We start from the raw sequence: 14,694 nt of genomic DNA, 5'->3' as shown, positions 1-14,694 counted from the left end.
CCTTACAGAACGATCTGCATACCGTCATGGGCAACCTCGATGCCATGCGCCACCAGTTCGGCGCGCTCGGCAGAGTCCTCGTCCAGGATCGGATTGGTGTTGTTGATATGAATGAGCACCTTGCGGCTGGCCGGCTGCGCATCCAGCAGCTCGATCATCCCGCCCGGCCCACTCTGCTGCAGGTGGCCCATCTCACTGCCGAGCTTGTCGCCCACGCCAGCAAAGGCCATCTCGTCGTCACGCCACAGCGTGCCGTCCACCAGCAGGCAATCGGCATCACGCATGGTCGCCAGCAGCCCTTCATCCGGCTGGCCCAGGCCCGGTGCGTAAAACAGCACCCCGCCCGTGTTGGTGTCGCGCACCAGCAGGCCGATGTTATCGCCGGGGTGCGGGTCGTTGCGGTGCGGCGAATACGGCGGCGCCGCACTGCGCAGCGGAATCGGCAAAAACTCCAGCGCCGGGCAAGCCGGAATGCGGAACGGCTCGCCCAGGCCAATGCGCCGGCGCTGCAGGCCACCGTTCCAATGGCTCAGCATCGGGAACAGCGGGAAGCCGGTCTGCAGATCCTCATGGACCATATCGGTACACCAGACCTCGTGCGGGCAACCCTCACGCAGGGTCAGCAGCCCGGTCACGTGGTCAATCTGGCTGTCCATCAGCACAATCGCCCGGATCGCCGTATCACGCACCGCCCGCGCCGGTTGCAGCACAGGCGTCTGCTCCAGCTGGGTGCGAATGTCGGGGGAAGCGTTGCAGAGAATCCAGTTCACCCCGTCATCCGACAAGGCAATGGAAGATTGGGTACGCGCTTTCGCGTTCAGCGTGCCACGGCGCAGGCCGTCGCAGTTGCGGCAGTTACAGTTCCACTGCGGAAAACCACCGCCAGCAGCTGAACCAAGTATCTGTACATGCATGGGATATGTCCTCGGCCAGCGTGCCTAAACGCCCCGGAAACCGGGGCGCCCGGTACTCAGCGGTTGGCAAAGTACATGGTGACTTCAAAGCCAATGCGCAGGTCGGTATAGCTGGGTTTAGTCCACATGGGTCGATCCTCTTGTTATTGCGTGGGTTTACAGCGTCGGCAGGAACCGACGGACTCAGTTAAACACCGGGATCGGGGGGTACGAATGATACTTTGGGAGTAGATTTGGTCGTGATTTGGTTGGTGTGTGGGGCTTGCAACGCATCGCTCCGGGAGGAACGCCAGAGTACACCAAACCAGCCAACGACAATGACGTAGGCGTCCGGCCGTCAGGATTGCTCAGCGGATTATTCGATCACGGTGACAAGCTGCAACTCCCGCCTCACAAGCGTCAGTTGAGGTAACAGGCGCATCAACCTTTTGAAAAGTAAAACTACCGCAGCTCGCAATGGTGCAGCCATCCGGCAGGTAGGCCTCAAGTAGCCTGCGAACTCGCCGTTCGGCCAGATTAATCGTCCACGTATACACCGGAAAACGATGGTGATCTGAAATCGCGAAGGTACCGAAATCGTAAAGGTACCCGCCCTCCACCTTCTGATAGCTAAGTGACTTCTGGCATCCATCCTCGATGCATACAGCCAGTTGCAGGTCGCTCTGCTGCAACGTCAGACCAACTCTGTAAACGCTACTTGCAGACTCTGCGCGGGACACAGCAGCAACGCTCGACAGCATGAGCGCAGCGGCCAAAATCCCGAAATTGCGCCAACGCTGGCTGTGATTTTTAATATGAAACATTGCACTACTCCTTCCTTGGAGCCCAGCTAAACAGACCACGACAGCAGATACAGCATAGGCCCAATAGGACCCGATTCAAGCCGCCAGCGCAAAGGGCAAGACACTCATGCAGCCAGCGGAACTTTGCCCACCAGCCCGCAAGCGTGGGCATATCTGATCTGCCCTCTGCCACTCATCTTTCTGCAGCCTCCGACTTAGAAAGCACCTCAACAATGCGCTGCGCTTCGTAATCAGTTAACCCACGCTCCCCCACCCATGAAGGCGACAGCAACAGAAACCATGCTGCGAGACCAGATACAGAGGTGACGTTACTCTCAGAACTGGTCGCTAACAATGTTTTGCCTTCGCTGTCTGCCAGCTCGATTTTGTAGCCAGTTTCCGCACACCCAACGGATGGGATTAGCCCTAGCGTCAGCACCGTTAGCATGGGCTCCGAAAAGCACGCACCGGTCTGCATCGACTCTAACGACAGCAGGTAATCCGAAGGCGCTTCACCAGCTGATGGAGTGACGGAGGAAGCAAGGCCTTCTTCGACTAATGCTTCCGCAAGCCACTGCTCACCCAATCCCTGAGAGCTATCAACATCAACCTGTACAGTGCCAGCGAGCAGCGTTGCTGCGCTATTGGGCTGAGGGTCGACAGGGCGAATTTCGTAGGCTGAGCAAGCTGAGATTAAAAGGCAGGTTGTGAGCAGGGCTGTATTTTTCATTTGGTGACCGATAGGCAGCAGCAATTTCTTCTTGAGGCCCCCTAGTGAGCGAAGCGAACAACTAGCACCGGATGCTAGAGCACAGGGAAAGCAACGTCCGTACATGGTTTGAGTTTAAGTGCTGCTCTGCTCGCAGCGACAACGCTCGAAATGTGATTCCGAAATGCTGGCGCGTCGTTTACAAGGTTTAGCAGGCAATCACATTCTGTTTTGAGATTGTTAACCCACTCTACGTCTCTTTCTTCTGCTGCAAGGGCTGCACGAAGACGACGCTCGGATTCTGCCTGCCAGCCTACGAGCCCAGCAGATACGCCTGCATGGTAGTGGCTCCATATATCTCCCGGGCGCGTCTCTTTGCTATTTAGATGCTTGGCGACTGCGTGAAGCGTTGCAAAACGCTGGCGGAAGTGAAGCACTTCCTGCTTTGCCCGAGCGGCGACTCCTGCCACTGCACTCTCGAAGACCTCGAGGTTTTCCCCGCTCGTAAACGAGTCGACACGGTAGCCATCATCAAACGACAAGAAGTCCTTTGTATACCAGAGCCAGCATGCCCCCACATTCAAGTAGGTGCCTTTAGACCATCCGGAGGGCTGAAACTCAACGACCGTAACCCACCAGTGATGGTCGTCCAGCCATATGCGAGACCGCCCCTTTTGGATACATCCAATAGGGCGAAGCGCGGTCCGGGCTGCTTTGGTGATAAGAGTGTTGTGAGTAACCTCGGCCACGATCTTGAGCTCTAACGCCCCGCTAAACGGCGAGCGTTAGCGAGTCCGGTGGAGGCCACGCTTTTTGTGGCCGGAACGAATTTGAGCGGCTTGTTATAAGGCATTTTGGCACTCACTGTGAATTTGTCCGCACAAAGCCGAAGCCTCTTCATACGTGATACCTATAATTTCAGGCACTGCTGACCTGGAAACGGCGCTAGCACCATGTAACAGCTCTCGAAGGCTTCCAAGACATACTATTAAAGTGCGCTCCTCATTGGCATTTAAAGAGACCGGCCACCCCTTCACTATCTCTACTAAGTCGGACCTCTCCAGACCAAACAATGTAGGGCACTCAAAGTCCCACTTATCGATCCAATATTGAATCGAGTTAAGCAAAGCATCTTTTTCAATCACAGTGAAATTCGTCATGACTTATAACGCTTCAATAACCGGGCGTGCGCTTTTTGCGCGTCCGGCGCCGAAGGCGCGTAGTTGATTGACTTGTTACATGCAGCTAGCACGGAACTACCGAGAAAGCAGAGCCAACCGCATTTGCTATACCATTAATTATTTCGCTTGTGACCCTAGCTTTATTGAAAGTTATATCGATCAGAAACCCAAATATTATTACTATATAGAGTAGATATCCAAAACCCATGTAGTCGTTATATAGAATTGTATAAAACCAATCTTGGCCGAAGATATAGATGCTTGAAGCTGCTACTGTAGCTACCACTAGCAACAGACCAGGAAGGAATAAATGTTGTACTGCTCTTGGCTTTAGAAATGATATTGATATTAGAATAAAGAACATTGTTAAATTTGAGCCAAGAAATATTCTGAGATCAAACTTTAGGTTACTTACAATTTCAAGGTATTTCCCTTTTACTATGTCGCTTAACGTGCTTTCAGCGATTTGAATACTTTTAACTCTCTCCATGTAACCTGTAGCTATAGATTGAGCCAAGGCTTTCTTTTTTTCGCAATCATAACCACACATAGCCGCAACTATGTTGGCAATTCTTTCAGGTAGATTGTTATCTAAATCAGCTTGTATTTTCTCTTTTTCAAGACCCAGCCTACCGGCAATATTTAAAGCGGCTTCTGCTATTGACGATTCGCCCATAGCCTGTTGCTTTTCACGGATATCCTTTTCAATCTGGCTTTTTACGAACCCTTTAGCGGATTCCTCAACCTTCTCAGGTGAGACGAATGTCACTGAGAATAGGGCGCCAAAGAGTAAAACCCCGAATATGCCAATTAACTTTAATGTAATACTCATAGCTTCCTTAGCATGTAACAGTGATTAGATCGCACGCAGCACTAATACATAATTAGTGCGCTCGGTATAACGCCGAAAGTACATTCGGACATTTTTTAATGGAATCATGCAGTTATCGCCTTCCTTAGCGCTTTCGGCGTATTCGCGCTGCAGCAAAATTTGTGAGTTGCTTCCTACTTTAGCGAAAGGAGCACACACGGCAAGCTGATTTTTGGTTAGAGCGCAAACCATCTTGCTTGCACGGACCCCGGGCCCCCGTTTACGCGGGCGAGTAGCGCAGGGCTGGCGGGAAATAGGACGGCAGCATGTCTGAGGCTCGCAGAGCCGAGTTCTGCCGGCCCCCGTCAGACCGAGCAACGCAGCGAACCCGAAGGGCCGCGTAGTCGGGGTGGCCTAGGGGGTGCAGGGGGAAATGGCCATGCATTTCCCCCTGCTCGCCGTGAAGGCGAAAGGCAGAGGTGAGCTGCGCACAGGTCGTCCTGTCTAGCCAGTCACGTTGGTGCAGATGTCACCACGGGCACGGCATGCCGTGCCCCTACCGGAGATCGGGTCAGCAGCGGAGCGATAGAGAGCCCCCCCACCAAATCCCAGACAAAAAAAAGCGTGACCGAAGTCACGCCAAAGTTTCACGAACAGACTTGCAGAACGAGGGGCATGTTCCCTCAGGGGTACTACTCAGGGCCGATAACTCACCACCAGCCCCTAGCGCCCCGGCAGGTGGAGCAACCTGCGCGGGGTTTGCCTGGGTGGGCTTAGAAGAAGCCCAGTGGGTTAACGTCGTAGCTGACCAGCAGGTTCTTGGTCTGCTGGTAGTGGTCGAGCATCATTTTGTGGTTCTCGCGACCGACGCCGGACTTCTTGTAACCACCGAACGCGGCGTGGGCCGGGTACATGTGGTAGCAGTTGGTCCAGACGCGACCGGCCTGGATGCCGCGGCCTACGCGGTAGGCGCGGTTGATGTCGCGGGTCCAGAGACCAGCGCCCAGGCCGAACTCGGTGTCGTTGGCAATCGCCAGGGCTTCTTCTTCGGTCTTGAAGGTGGTGACGCTGACCACCGGGCCGAAGATTTCTTCCTGGAAGATGCGCATCTTGTTGTGGCCTTTGAGCAGGGTCGGCTGGATGTAGTAGCCGTTGCCGAACTCGGCACCCAGACGCTCTGCGCCGCCACCGATCAGGAACTCGGCACCCTCTTCGCGGGCGATTTCCATGTAGGACAGGATCTTGTCGAACTGCTGTTCGGAGGCCTGCGCGCCGACCTGGGTGTCGGTATCCAGCGGGTTGCCGCGCTTGATGGTACGGGTACGCTCCAGCACCATGCCGATGAAGTCGTCGTACATGTCTTCCTGGATCAGCGCACGGGACGGGCAGGTGCACACTTCACCCTGGTTGAAGAACGCCAGCACCATGCCTTCTACGGCTTTGCTGACGAAGGATTCTTCCGCCTGCATGATGTCGGAGAAGTAGATGTTCGGCGACTTGCCGCCCAGCTCGACGGTAGACGGGATGATGTTTTCCGCAGCGCACTTGAGGATGTGACGGCCAACCGGGGTGGAACCGGTGAACGCGAGCTTGGCGATGCGGGTGCTGGTGGCCAGCGCTTCACCGGCTTCGCGACCATAACCGTTGACCACGTTGAGTACGCCCGGCGGCAGCAGGTCGCCGATGACTTCCATCAGCACCAGAATGCTCAGCGGGGTCTGCTCGGCCGGTTTCAGCACGATGCAGTTACCGGCAGCCAGGGCCGGCGCCAGTTTCCACGCGGCCATCAACAGCGGGAAGTTCCACGGAATGATCTGACCAACCACGCCCAGCGGCTCGTGGAAGTGGTAGGCGGCGGTGTGCTCGTCCAGCTCGGCGGCACTGCCTTCTTGCGCACGGATGCTGCCGGCAAAGTAGCGGAAGTGGTCGACGGCCAGCGGGATGTCGGCGTTCAGGGTTTCACGCACGGCCTTGCCGTTGTCCCAGGTTTCGGTGACGGCGAGCAGTTCAAGATTCTGCTCGATGCGGTCGGCGATTTTCAGCAGGATGTTGCTGCGCGCCTGCACGGAGGTCTTGCCCCAGGCATCTTTGGCTGCGTGGGCGGCGTCCAGCGCTTTGTCGATGTCTTCTGCGGTGGAGCGCGGGATTTCACAGACAGCGTTGCCGGTGACCGGCGTCAGGTTGGTGAAGTACTGGCCTTTAACCGGCGCGACAAACTCGCCATTGATGTAGTTGCCATAGCGAGACTTGAAGGAAACGACTGAGCCTTCGGCTCCAGGTTGTGCATAGATCATTGTTGTTTTCCTCTGAGCGAAGCCTGACCCCGCACGGGTCAAGTCATGGTTCGATCTTAGTAACGGGTCTGGGGTGTCTGGTATGCGCCGTTGGCAGGGTTGACGTCGTTATTTAGTAGTAGATTGGCCGACCAACGACGTTCTCTCAGGCTAGCCGCCAGACGACGCGGCGGTGCGGAACCTGACCGGCGGTCAGGCGCTCTGCACCCGCAGCACGCCGGTATCAATCGCCAGATGCACCAGTTCGGTCAGCGAGCTGACGTTGAGCTTTTGCTTGAGCACGGTGAGGTTGTTGGAGACGGTCTTGCTGCTGATGCACAGGTTCTCGGCGATCTGCCGGGGTGGCACGCCGCGGGCGAGCATGACGAAGATCTCGAACTCACGCTGGGTGACGTCGCGCAGGCGCGGGTCTAGGCGTTCATCGCTGCCGGCGCAGGCCAGCTGGGTGGCCAGCTCCTGTTCGATGTAGCGATGGCCCTTGAGGCAGCGACCAACCGCTTCGAGCAGCACCTCGGGCGAGGCGTTCTTGGTGATATAGCCGAGTGCGCCGGTGGCCAGCGCCTGACGCACCAGCGGCAGTTCATCGTGCATGCTGAAGAACAGCACACGCAGCAGCGGCCAGCGCTGCAGCAGGCGGCGGGCGGTTTCGATGCCGCTGATGCCGGGCAGGCCAATGTCCATTATCACCAAATCGGGCACCCGCTGCTGGGCGGCGGCGATGGCGTCTTCGCCGCTTTCCGCGCCGCGCACCTCGGCCTGCCCGAGCATCATCGCCAGCAGGCTGGTATAGCCCTGGCGCACTACCGCGTGATCGTCCACCAGCAAGATGTTCATGCTGCCTGCCTCCAGGGAATGCTCAGTTCCAGTATCAGCCCGCCCTGCTCTGCGCCGCGCAGCTGCAGCGCGGCGCCCAGGCAGCGGGCCCGTTCGTGCATCGAGTGCATACCGATGCCCCAGTTGCTGCCCTGCTCCAGGCCGCGGCCGTTGTCTTCGATGCGCACCACCAGTTGATCGCCAACGCAGCCCAGCCAGAGCTGCACCAGCGTGGCGCGGGCGTGACGGGCGACGTTGTTGAGTGCTTCCTGCACCAGCCGGTAGAGATGCGCGCGGGCCTCGGGCGTGAGTTCGGGCAGGTCGTTGGTCAGCAGCAGGCGGCAGTCGATGCCGTGCTGCACCTGCCATTGTTCGCTCAGTTGGGCCAACGCCTGTTCCAGCCCAAGGCGCTGCAGCACCACCGGGTGCAGATCTCGCACCAACGCGCGAAAGCCCTGCTGCAGGCCGTCGCAGCTACCGATCAATTGCTGGCTGAGCTGCTCGATCTGCTCGGGCGAGGCGCTGCGGCTGTGCTGCAGCATAAAGGTCTGGGCGCGGATGCCGGTGAGGTACTGGCCCAGATCGTCGTGCAGCGCGTGGGCCAGCTGCGTGCGCTCATCTTCCTGCACGCTGAGCAGCCGCTCGGTCAGGTTCTGGTTACGCTGCTCGGCTTGCTGCAGCGCGCCGGTCATGCTGTTGAAGCGCTCGGCCAACTGGTTCAGTTCCGGTTGCTGGCTGGCGGCCAGCCGCGTGTTGAAGCGCCCAGCCGCGACCTCATGCAGGCCGCCAAGTAGTTGTTGATAGGCGCGCTGGCCACGCCCGAGCGCCCAATGAATGGCCAGCAGCGAGACCGCCAGCGCGGCGGCAAACACCAGCAGCAGGAGCTGCACCGATTCCCAGATTTCGCCGAGTTCATCGTGGGGGTCGGGGGTGATGTGCCACTGGGAGCCGTCGTTGAACGACAGCGTCAGCGGCGGGAAGCGCTCATCCACCGCCGGTTGCAGCCAGTTGACCAGCCAGCGCGGCACGTCCTCGGCGGTGGCCGCAGGCGGCACTTCACCTAGGCGGCTGATGCGCAGGTGGCGCAGGCCATCGAATTGCTGCGGGTCGGGTGAACTGGCGCTGCGCGACAGGCCATCGAACAGTTGCAAGGCCAGCGCGCGGCTGGCGTGCAGTTCGCGCACCAGATCCTTTTCGGCCTGCTGCAGCAACACCAGTAGCAGGCTGAGCAACATCGCGGCGAAGGCCAGCAGCACTCCCGCGTACAGGCGCGCCGCCAGCGGCAGAGTTTTCATCGGGGCCTCAGCGGACGACGAAGGTGCCCTGCATCCCCTTGCTCTCGTAGCCCTTGAGATAGAAGGCGTAGCGGCCGGGGATCAGCGGGGTGAAGAAAATTTCTGCCTCACCGGCCTCTTCGAATTCCAGCTCGTGCAGCACGGCGGGTTTGATTTCCACGTCACCGGCCTCGACTTTGCGCAGGTGCACGGTCTTGAAGAAGTCAGGTGCCTGGAAGGCGTATTCCTTCATCCCGGAGGAGATGACCATCAGTTGGTAGGCCTTGCCGGTTTCCAGCTCGTATTCGGTCTGGCTCAGGGCGAAGTCGCTCTCGTCGTTGCCCAGCACCAGATCAGGCAAGGGCGTGGTGCGACGGGTCAGATCACCAGCGGCAAACAGGCGGTCGGTGCCAATCAGGCAGACGAGCATGAGGCTGACGTGCAGCAGGGTGCGGGTACGCGACATGGAGGCAGTCCTTTTTTTATTGTGCTGCTGCCATGCTAAAGACCCTGTCGCGGGCCGAAATAGTACCTTGGTACCGGGCGATTGGTACTTTCTTCATATTTCCCCGCCGGCGGGCGGTTCCTATGCTGGGGCCACAACAAAAAGGAGGCCCCGATGCGCCCGCTGCTCACCCAAACTGCATTCTTCGTGCTCGCCCTGTGCGCGGCCACGCTGGTGGCCGAACAAGCATACGCCGAGCCGCTGGACGTGCGCATCGGCTACGTGACCTGGACACCCGACCCCGGCCCGGTGCTGTCGAACGTGATCCCCGAGCCAACCGATGCCGGGCTGCGCGGCGCGGAACTCGCCATCGTCGACAACAACACCACCGGCCGCTTCCTCAAGCACAACTACCAGCTGCTCACCGCCAGCGAGCCCGAGCTGGATGCCACCCTCGACGCCGCCCGTGCCCTGCATGCCGACGGCGTGCGACTGTTCATCAGCAACCTGCCGGCCAGCGCGCTGAGCGCCCTGTCTGCCGAGTTTGGCGACAGCCTGCTGTTCAACGCCGGCAGTTATGACGACGCCCTGCGCACCACCCAGTGCCTGCCCAACGTGCTGCACACCCTGCCCAGCCGCGCCATGCTGGCCGACGCGCTGGGTCAGTTTCTGCTCAGCCGCAAACTCAAGCGCTGGCTGCTGATCAGCGGCCCAAACGAAGCGGATCAGGCCTACGCCAATGCCCTCAAGCGGGCCGCCCAGCGCTACGGTATGCGCATCGTCGCGGAGAAAGAGTGGAGCTTTGATACCGACCTGCGCCGCGCCGCGCAGGCCGAGGTGCCGCTGTTCACCCAGACCGATGAGTACGACGTGGTGCTGGTGGCCGACGAGCGCGGCGACTTTGGCGAATACATCCCCTACAACACCTGGTATCCCCGCCCGGTGGCCGGCACCCAGGGCCTGACCCCGGTCGGCTGGCACAAGACCATCGAAACCTACGGCGCGGCGCAGTTGCAGAAGCGCTTTGAGGAACACGCCGGGCGCTGGATGAACAGTCTGGACTTCGCTTCCTGGCTGGCCGTGCGCTCGATTGGCGCGGCGGTCACCACCCTCAACACCACCGATGCCAGCGCCATTGCCGCACTCAGCGTCAGCGACCGCCTGCCGATGGACGGATTCAAGGGCCGCAAACTGAGCTACCGCACCTGGAGCGGTCAGCTACGCCAGCCGATTGCGCTGGTGCAGCCTCGCGCACTGGTTACTACCTCACCGCAGGACGGCTTCCTGCACCCCGGCACCGACCTGGACACCCTCGGCTACGACGAGCCCGAGAGCCAGTGCCGCATCGCCGAACACCTGAACAAGAGCTGATGGAGCTGCCCATGACTACCCTGCCCTTTCGCTACGCCCTGCTGGCCGCGCTGATCACCACCGCAAGCACCGCTGCTCTGGCCGAGACGGCCTACGTCTCCAACGAGAAGGACAACACCATCTCGGTGATCGACATGAATACCCTGGAGGTGACCGACACGCTGGAGGTCGGCATGCGCCCGCGTGGCATTCTGCTGTCGAGCGACAACAGCAAGCTGTTCATCTGCGCCAGCGACTCCGACACCGTGCAGATCATGGATCTGGCGACCCGTCGCATCGTGCAGGAACTGCCGTCCGGGGCCGACCCGGAGCAGTTCGCGCTGCATCCGAACGACCGCACCCTGTACATCTCCAACGAAGACGACGCGCTGGTAACCGTGGTCGACGTGCCGACCGCCGAGGTGCTGGCACAGATCGACGTGGGCGTGGAGCCCGAAGGCATGGCGGTCAGCCCGGATGGCAAGTGGGCGGTGAACACCAGCGAAACCACCAACATGCTGCACTGGATCGACACCACCACCAACGAACTGGTCGACAACACCCTAGTTGACCAGCGCCCGCGCCACGTCGAGTTCAGCCACGACAGCAAAACGCTGTGGGCCTCGGCCGAGATCGGTGGCACCGTCACCGTGCTGGACGTGGATTCGCGGGAAGTGAAGAAGGTGCTGACCTTCGAGATCAAGGGCATTCACCCGGACCGCATTCAGCCGGTTGGCGTGCGCCTGACCCGCGACGGCAAATACGCCTTCATCGCCCTTGGCCCGGCCAACCACGTGGCGGTGGTCGACGCCAACACCTTCGAGGTACTGGATTACCTGCTGGTGGGCCGCCGCGTCTGGCACATGGCGTTCAACACCGATGAAAGCCTGCTGCTGACCACCAACGGCATCAGCGGCGACGTATCCGTGGTCAACGTCCAGGACCTGGAGGTAGTGAAGTCGATCAGGGTCGGCCGCTTCCCCTGGGGCGTGGTGATTACCCCCTGATGAGCATCTGTGTGCAAGGAGTCAGTTTTGCCTATGGCGATCGCACCGCACTCGATCAGGTGGATTTCAGCTGTCAGCAGGGCTGCCTGAACGCCCTGCTCGGCCCCAACGGCGCGGGCAAATCCACGCTGGTCGCGCTGCTCAGCCGCCTCTACGACCTGCAGCAGGGCGACATCCTGCTCGACGGTTTGTCGATCCGCCAGCACCCGCGCGCGGCGCTGCGCCAGCTCGGTGTGGTATTTCAGCAGAGCACGCTGGATCTGGACCTCAGCGTGCGCCAGAACCTGGCCTACCACGCCGCCCTGCACGGCCTGTCGCGGCGCGAGGCGGCGCAGCGCATCGACGCCGAACTGGCCCGCCAACAGCTCGGCGAGCGCCAGCACGAGCGGGTACGCGCACTGAACGGCGGCCACCGGCGGCGAGTCGAGATCGCCCGCGCCCTGCTCCATCAACCGCGCATCCTGCTGCTCGACGAGGCCAGCGTCGGCCTGGATCAGGCCAGCCGCCGGGCGCTCAATCAGCACGTGCGTGCGCTGTGCGATGAGCAGCAACTGACGGTGATCTGGACCACTCACCTGCTCGACGAGATTCTGCCCAGCGACCCGGTGGTGATGCTCAACCGCGGCCGCGTGGTCGCCCAGGGGCAAGCCGACGCGCTGAGCAACGGCGCGACTCAGGAGAGCCTGAGTGATGCCTTCGAGCGGCTCAGCCGCGCCAGCGAGGAACCCGCCCTATGACCACCGCCCAGTACCTCAACTGCCTGCAGGGCGTGATGCAACGCGAGTGGCTGCGCTTCTTCCAGCAGCGCTCGCGGTTTCTCAGCGCACTGGTGCGCCCGCTGCTGTGGCTACTGGTGTTCGCCGCCGGGTTTCGCGCCGCGCTGGGCGTTTCGATCATCCCGCCGTACAGCACCTACATCACCTACGAGACCTACATCCTGCCCGGGCTGTGCTGCATGATTTTGCTGTTCAACGGCATGCAGGGCTCGCTGTCGATGGTCTACGACCGGGAGATGGGCAGCATGCGCGTGCTGCTGATGAGCCCGCTGCCGCGCCCCTTCCTGCTGCTGTGCAAGCTGCTGGCCACCGCGCTGGTGTCGCTGATTCAGGTGTACGCCTTTTTGGCGATTGCCTGGTGCTTTGACATTCGCCCACCGCTCTGGGGCCTAGTGGCCTCCGCGCCTGCATTGCTGTTGGCGGCGCTGCTGCTGAGTTCGCTGGGTCTGCTGCTGTCCAACGGCATTCGTCAACTGGAGAACTTTGCTGGGGTGATGAACTTCGTCATCTTCCCGCTGTTTTTCCTGTCGTCGGCGCTGTATCCGCTGTGGAAGATGCGCGAGTCGAGTGAGTGGCTGTATTGGCTGTGTGCGCTCAACCCGTTCACCCACGCGGTCGAACTGGTGCGCTTTGCGCTGTATCAGCAGTTCAACCTGACCGCACTGCTGGTCTGCCTTGGGTTGTGGCTGCTGTTTAGCCTGGCGGCGGTGCTGACCTTCAACCCGCAGCGCGCGGCGGTTCGGGGCTAAGTTGCACACCAAGCACCCGCGCCGCTTTTCGCTTGAAGCTTGCGGCTCCCGGCCCTCCGGGCCGGGATTACTACTTTAGTACCGGTTCGTTGTGCGAATGTATCATTTGCAAGACGCCCCACCGGGGGTGTAATACCAACTGATACCACCGGGCCAGCGTTGCCCGGCATGACCAAATACAACAAAAACAGGTTGCCCAAGCCATGTACAAGATACTGATAGCTGATGATCATCCGTTGTTTCGCGAGGCCATCTGCAACGTCATCAGTAGCGGGTTTCCCGGCAGCGAGCTGCTGGAAACCTGCGACCTGGATAGTGCTCTGGCCATAGCCCGGGAACAGGACGACCTGGATCTGATTCTGCTGGATCTGAACATGCCCGGCATGCACGGCCTTAACGGCCTGATCACGCTGCGCAACGAGTCGCCGTCGATTCCGGTGGTGATCGTCTCCGCCGAGGAAGACAAGCAGGTAGTGCTGCAGGCCATCACCTACGGCGCAGTCGGCTTTATCACCAAATCCTCGCCGCGCGCGCAAATGACCGAAGCGATCGAACAGATCCTCGACGGCAACGTCTACCTGCCCTCCGACATCATCCGCGCCAACCACACCATCACCCGCCGCAACCCCGAGGAATACCCCATCTCCCCGGAACTGCTCTACGCCCTCACCCGCAAGCAACTGCTGGTGCTCGAGCGCATGGCCAAGGGCGAGTCCAACAAACAGATCGCCTACCACCTCGACATCGCCGAAACCACGGTGAAAGCCCACGTGTCGGCAATTCTGCGCAAGTTGAATGTGCATAACAGGGTGCAGGCGATTTTGTCGGCCAGTGATGTGGATTTCAGTGCGTATTTGCGGCGCTGAGCGGGCGCTTTTTACCCTTCGGCCTACGTTTTAACGCCGCTTTCGTAGGCGCACGGCATGCCGTGCCCGGCTCCATCTCAACCCGGAGTTGCGGCCACTCAGATACCCCCCCCCTTCCACGTCATCCCCGCGAAGGCGGGAATCCAGTTAGCCGCCTGATACCTTCTTTGGATTCCCGCCTGCGCGGGAATGACGGGGTAGTGACGTAGGGTTGTCTCGGCCAAGCTACCTGCACTCTGCTCCCACGCCTTTCGCCTTCCCGGCGAGCCAAGGGGGGCTGCTTGCCCAGCCCCCCTTAGCGATCCCCCGGGGCACCCGACTACGCGGCCCTTCGGGTTCGCTGCGTTGCTCGGCCTGACGGGGGCCGGCAGAACTCGGCTCTGCGAGCCTCAGACATGCTGCCGTCCTTTCTCCCGCCAGCCCTGCGCTACTCGCCCGCGTAAACGGGATCTGGGGCCGTGCGCACTCGCCCCACTTCTCCGCAATCAAAACCACACACACGGGAAGGTCGAGCTCCCGCTCGACCAGCGAACCGCCGTGCAACGTCATGGCCGAGTTGGAACTCGGCCTTCCCAACCCCTTCACGTCATCCCCGCGCAGGCGGGGATCCATTGCGCTGTCTGATACTCCCTCTGGATTCCCGCCTTCGCGGGAATGACGGAGTGGAGGTCAAAGGACGAAGATATTCGTGAAGTCTGGGCAGCGCGCCCGGCATGCCGCCCA

The 14,694-nt window shown here is 60.3% G+C and carries 14 protein-coding genes; 5 read left to right on the top strand and 9 right to left on the bottom strand.

What is annotated here, in order from left to right:
- Positions 1-2: 2 nt before the first annotated feature.
- The 9 genes from pqqB to ACKPCU_RS08130 form a co-directional block, all read right to left on the bottom strand.
- Positions 3-914, bottom strand: a complete 912-nt coding sequence (gene pqqB / locus ACKPCU_RS08170) for a pyrroloquinoline quinone biosynthesis protein PqqB (RefSeq protein WP_321351299.1) — start codon at positions 912-914, stop codon at positions 3-5.
- A 56-nt stretch (positions 915-970) separates the two neighbouring features.
- Entirely contained in the window at positions 971-1,042 is a 72-nt protein-coding gene (gene pqqA / locus ACKPCU_RS08165) for a pyrroloquinoline quinone precursor peptide PqqA (RefSeq protein ID WP_063607997.1), read from the bottom strand.
- Between the two features lie 219 nt (positions 1,043-1,261).
- Positions 1,262-1,717 carry a hypothetical protein gene (locus ACKPCU_RS08160; RefSeq protein ID WP_321351297.1) on the bottom strand — a complete coding sequence of 152 codons (456 nt, stop codon included), beginning with the start codon at positions 1,715-1,717 and terminating at the stop codon, positions 1,262-1,264.
- A gap of 172 nt (positions 1,718-1,889) precedes the next feature.
- Entirely contained in the window at positions 1,890-2,426 is a 537-nt protein-coding gene (locus ACKPCU_RS08155; protein ID WP_321351295.1) for a hypothetical protein, read from the bottom strand.
- A gap of 1,224 nt (positions 2,427-3,650) precedes the next feature.
- Positions 3,651-4,418 carry a hypothetical protein gene (locus ACKPCU_RS08150; RefSeq protein ID WP_321351293.1) on the bottom strand — a complete coding sequence of 256 codons (768 nt, stop codon included), beginning with the start codon at positions 4,416-4,418 and terminating at the stop codon, positions 3,651-3,653.
- A 752-nt stretch (positions 4,419-5,170) separates the two neighbouring features.
- Positions 5,171-6,691: an acetaldehyde dehydrogenase ExaC gene (gene exaC / locus ACKPCU_RS08145; RefSeq protein ID WP_096006377.1), complete on the bottom strand. Its 1,521-nt coding sequence runs from the start codon at positions 6,689-6,691 to the stop codon at positions 5,171-5,173.
- Positions 6,692-6,883: 192 nt separating this feature from the next.
- Complete coding sequence (locus ACKPCU_RS08140) at positions 6,884-7,525, bottom strand: response regulator transcription factor (RefSeq protein WP_321351291.1); 642 nt, start codon at positions 7,523-7,525, stop codon at positions 6,884-6,886.
- Entirely contained in the window at positions 7,522-8,799 is a 1,278-nt protein-coding gene (locus ACKPCU_RS08135) for a sensor histidine kinase (protein ID WP_321351290.1), read from the bottom strand. Before ACKPCU_RS08135 ends, ACKPCU_RS08140 begins: the two co-directional genes overlap by 4 nt.
- A 7-nt stretch (positions 8,800-8,806) precedes the next feature.
- Positions 8,807-9,244 (bottom strand): cupredoxin domain-containing protein, encoded by a 438-nt coding sequence (locus tag ACKPCU_RS08130; RefSeq protein ID WP_321351289.1) that lies wholly within the window; start codon positions 9,242-9,244, stop codon positions 8,807-8,809.
- Between the two features lie 153 nt (positions 9,245-9,397).
- On the opposite strand from ACKPCU_RS08130, the gene ACKPCU_RS08125 reads away from it, so the two are divergent.
- The 5 genes from ACKPCU_RS08125 to ACKPCU_RS08105 all read left to right on the top strand — a co-directional run bounded on the left by ACKPCU_RS08125 (position 9,398) and on the right by ACKPCU_RS08105 (position 13,971).
- Positions 9,398-10,594, top strand: a complete 1,197-nt coding sequence (locus ACKPCU_RS08125) for an ABC transporter substrate-binding protein (RefSeq protein ID WP_321351287.1) — start codon at positions 9,398-9,400, stop codon at positions 10,592-10,594.
- A gap of 11 nt (positions 10,595-10,605) precedes the next feature.
- Entirely contained in the window at positions 10,606-11,580 is a 975-nt protein-coding gene (locus ACKPCU_RS08120; protein WP_321351285.1) for a YVTN family beta-propeller repeat protein, read from the top strand.
- A complete protein-coding gene (locus ACKPCU_RS08115) occupies positions 11,580-12,317 on the top strand; it encodes an ABC transporter ATP-binding protein (RefSeq protein WP_407651836.1) in 738 nt (245 codons plus the stop codon). The genes ACKPCU_RS08120 and ACKPCU_RS08115 overlap by 1 nt, the downstream gene beginning before the upstream one ends.
- On the top strand, positions 12,314-13,105 hold the full coding sequence (locus ACKPCU_RS08110) for an ABC transporter permease (RefSeq protein ID WP_321351284.1): 792 nt from the start codon (positions 12,314-12,316) through the stop codon (positions 13,103-13,105). The genes ACKPCU_RS08115 and ACKPCU_RS08110 overlap by 4 nt, the downstream gene beginning before the upstream one ends.
- Positions 13,106-13,308: 203 nt before the next feature.
- A complete protein-coding gene (locus ACKPCU_RS08105) occupies positions 13,309-13,971 on the top strand; it encodes a response regulator transcription factor (protein WP_083724638.1) in 663 nt (220 codons plus the stop codon).
- Positions 13,972-14,694: the final 723 nt, after the last annotated feature.

Origin of the sequence: Halopseudomonas oceani, assembly GCF_963677335.1 — a bacterium.
In the GTDB taxonomy this organism is placed as follows: Bacteria; Pseudomonadota; Gammaproteobacteria; order Pseudomonadales; family Pseudomonadaceae; genus Halopseudomonas; species Halopseudomonas oceani.
Note: the sequence above shows the minus strand (reverse complement) of the source record. Positions and strands in the feature narration are given on the sequence as shown.

Excerpts from the sequence above, each read along its gene's own strand:
- pqqB (WP_321351299.1), bottom strand. The coding sequence starts at position 914 with ATGCATGTACAGATACTTGGTTCAGCTGCTGGCGGTGGTTTTCCGCAG.
- ACKPCU_RS08160 (WP_321351297.1), bottom strand. The coding sequence starts at position 1,717 with ATGTTTCATATTAAAAATCACAGCCAGCGTTGGCGCAATTTCGGGATT.
- ACKPCU_RS08155 (WP_321351295.1), bottom strand. The coding sequence starts at position 2,426 with ATGAAAAATACAGCCCTGCTCACAACCTGCCTTTTAATCTCAGCTTGC.
- ACKPCU_RS08150 (WP_321351293.1), bottom strand. The coding sequence starts at position 4,418 with ATGAGTATTACATTAAAGTTAATTGGCATATTCGGGGTTTTACTCTTT.
- exaC (WP_096006377.1), bottom strand. The coding sequence starts at position 6,691 with ATGATCTATGCACAACCTGGAGCCGAAGGCTCAGTCGTTTCCTTCAAG.
- ACKPCU_RS08140 (WP_321351291.1), bottom strand. The coding sequence starts at position 7,525 with ATGAACATCTTGCTGGTGGACGATCACGCGGTAGTGCGCCAGGGCTAT.
- ACKPCU_RS08135 (WP_321351290.1), bottom strand. The coding sequence starts at position 8,799 with ATGAAAACTCTGCCGCTGGCGGCGCGCCTGTACGCGGGAGTGCTGCTG.
- ACKPCU_RS08130 (WP_321351289.1), bottom strand. The coding sequence starts at position 9,244 with ATGTCGCGTACCCGCACCCTGCTGCACGTCAGCCTCATGCTCGTCTGC.
- ACKPCU_RS08125 (WP_321351287.1), top strand. The coding sequence starts at position 9,398 with ATGCGCCCGCTGCTCACCCAAACTGCATTCTTCGTGCTCGCCCTGTGC.
- ACKPCU_RS08120 (WP_321351285.1), top strand. The coding sequence starts at position 10,606 with ATGACTACCCTGCCCTTTCGCTACGCCCTGCTGGCCGCGCTGATCACC.
- ACKPCU_RS08115 (WP_407651836.1), top strand. The coding sequence starts at position 11,580 with ATGAGCATCTGTGTGCAAGGAGTCAGTTTTGCCTATGGCGATCGCACC.
- ACKPCU_RS08110 (WP_321351284.1), top strand. The coding sequence starts at position 12,314 with ATGACCACCGCCCAGTACCTCAACTGCCTGCAGGGCGTGATGCAACGC.
- ACKPCU_RS08105 (WP_083724638.1), top strand. The coding sequence starts at position 13,309 with ATGTACAAGATACTGATAGCTGATGATCATCCGTTGTTTCGCGAGGCC.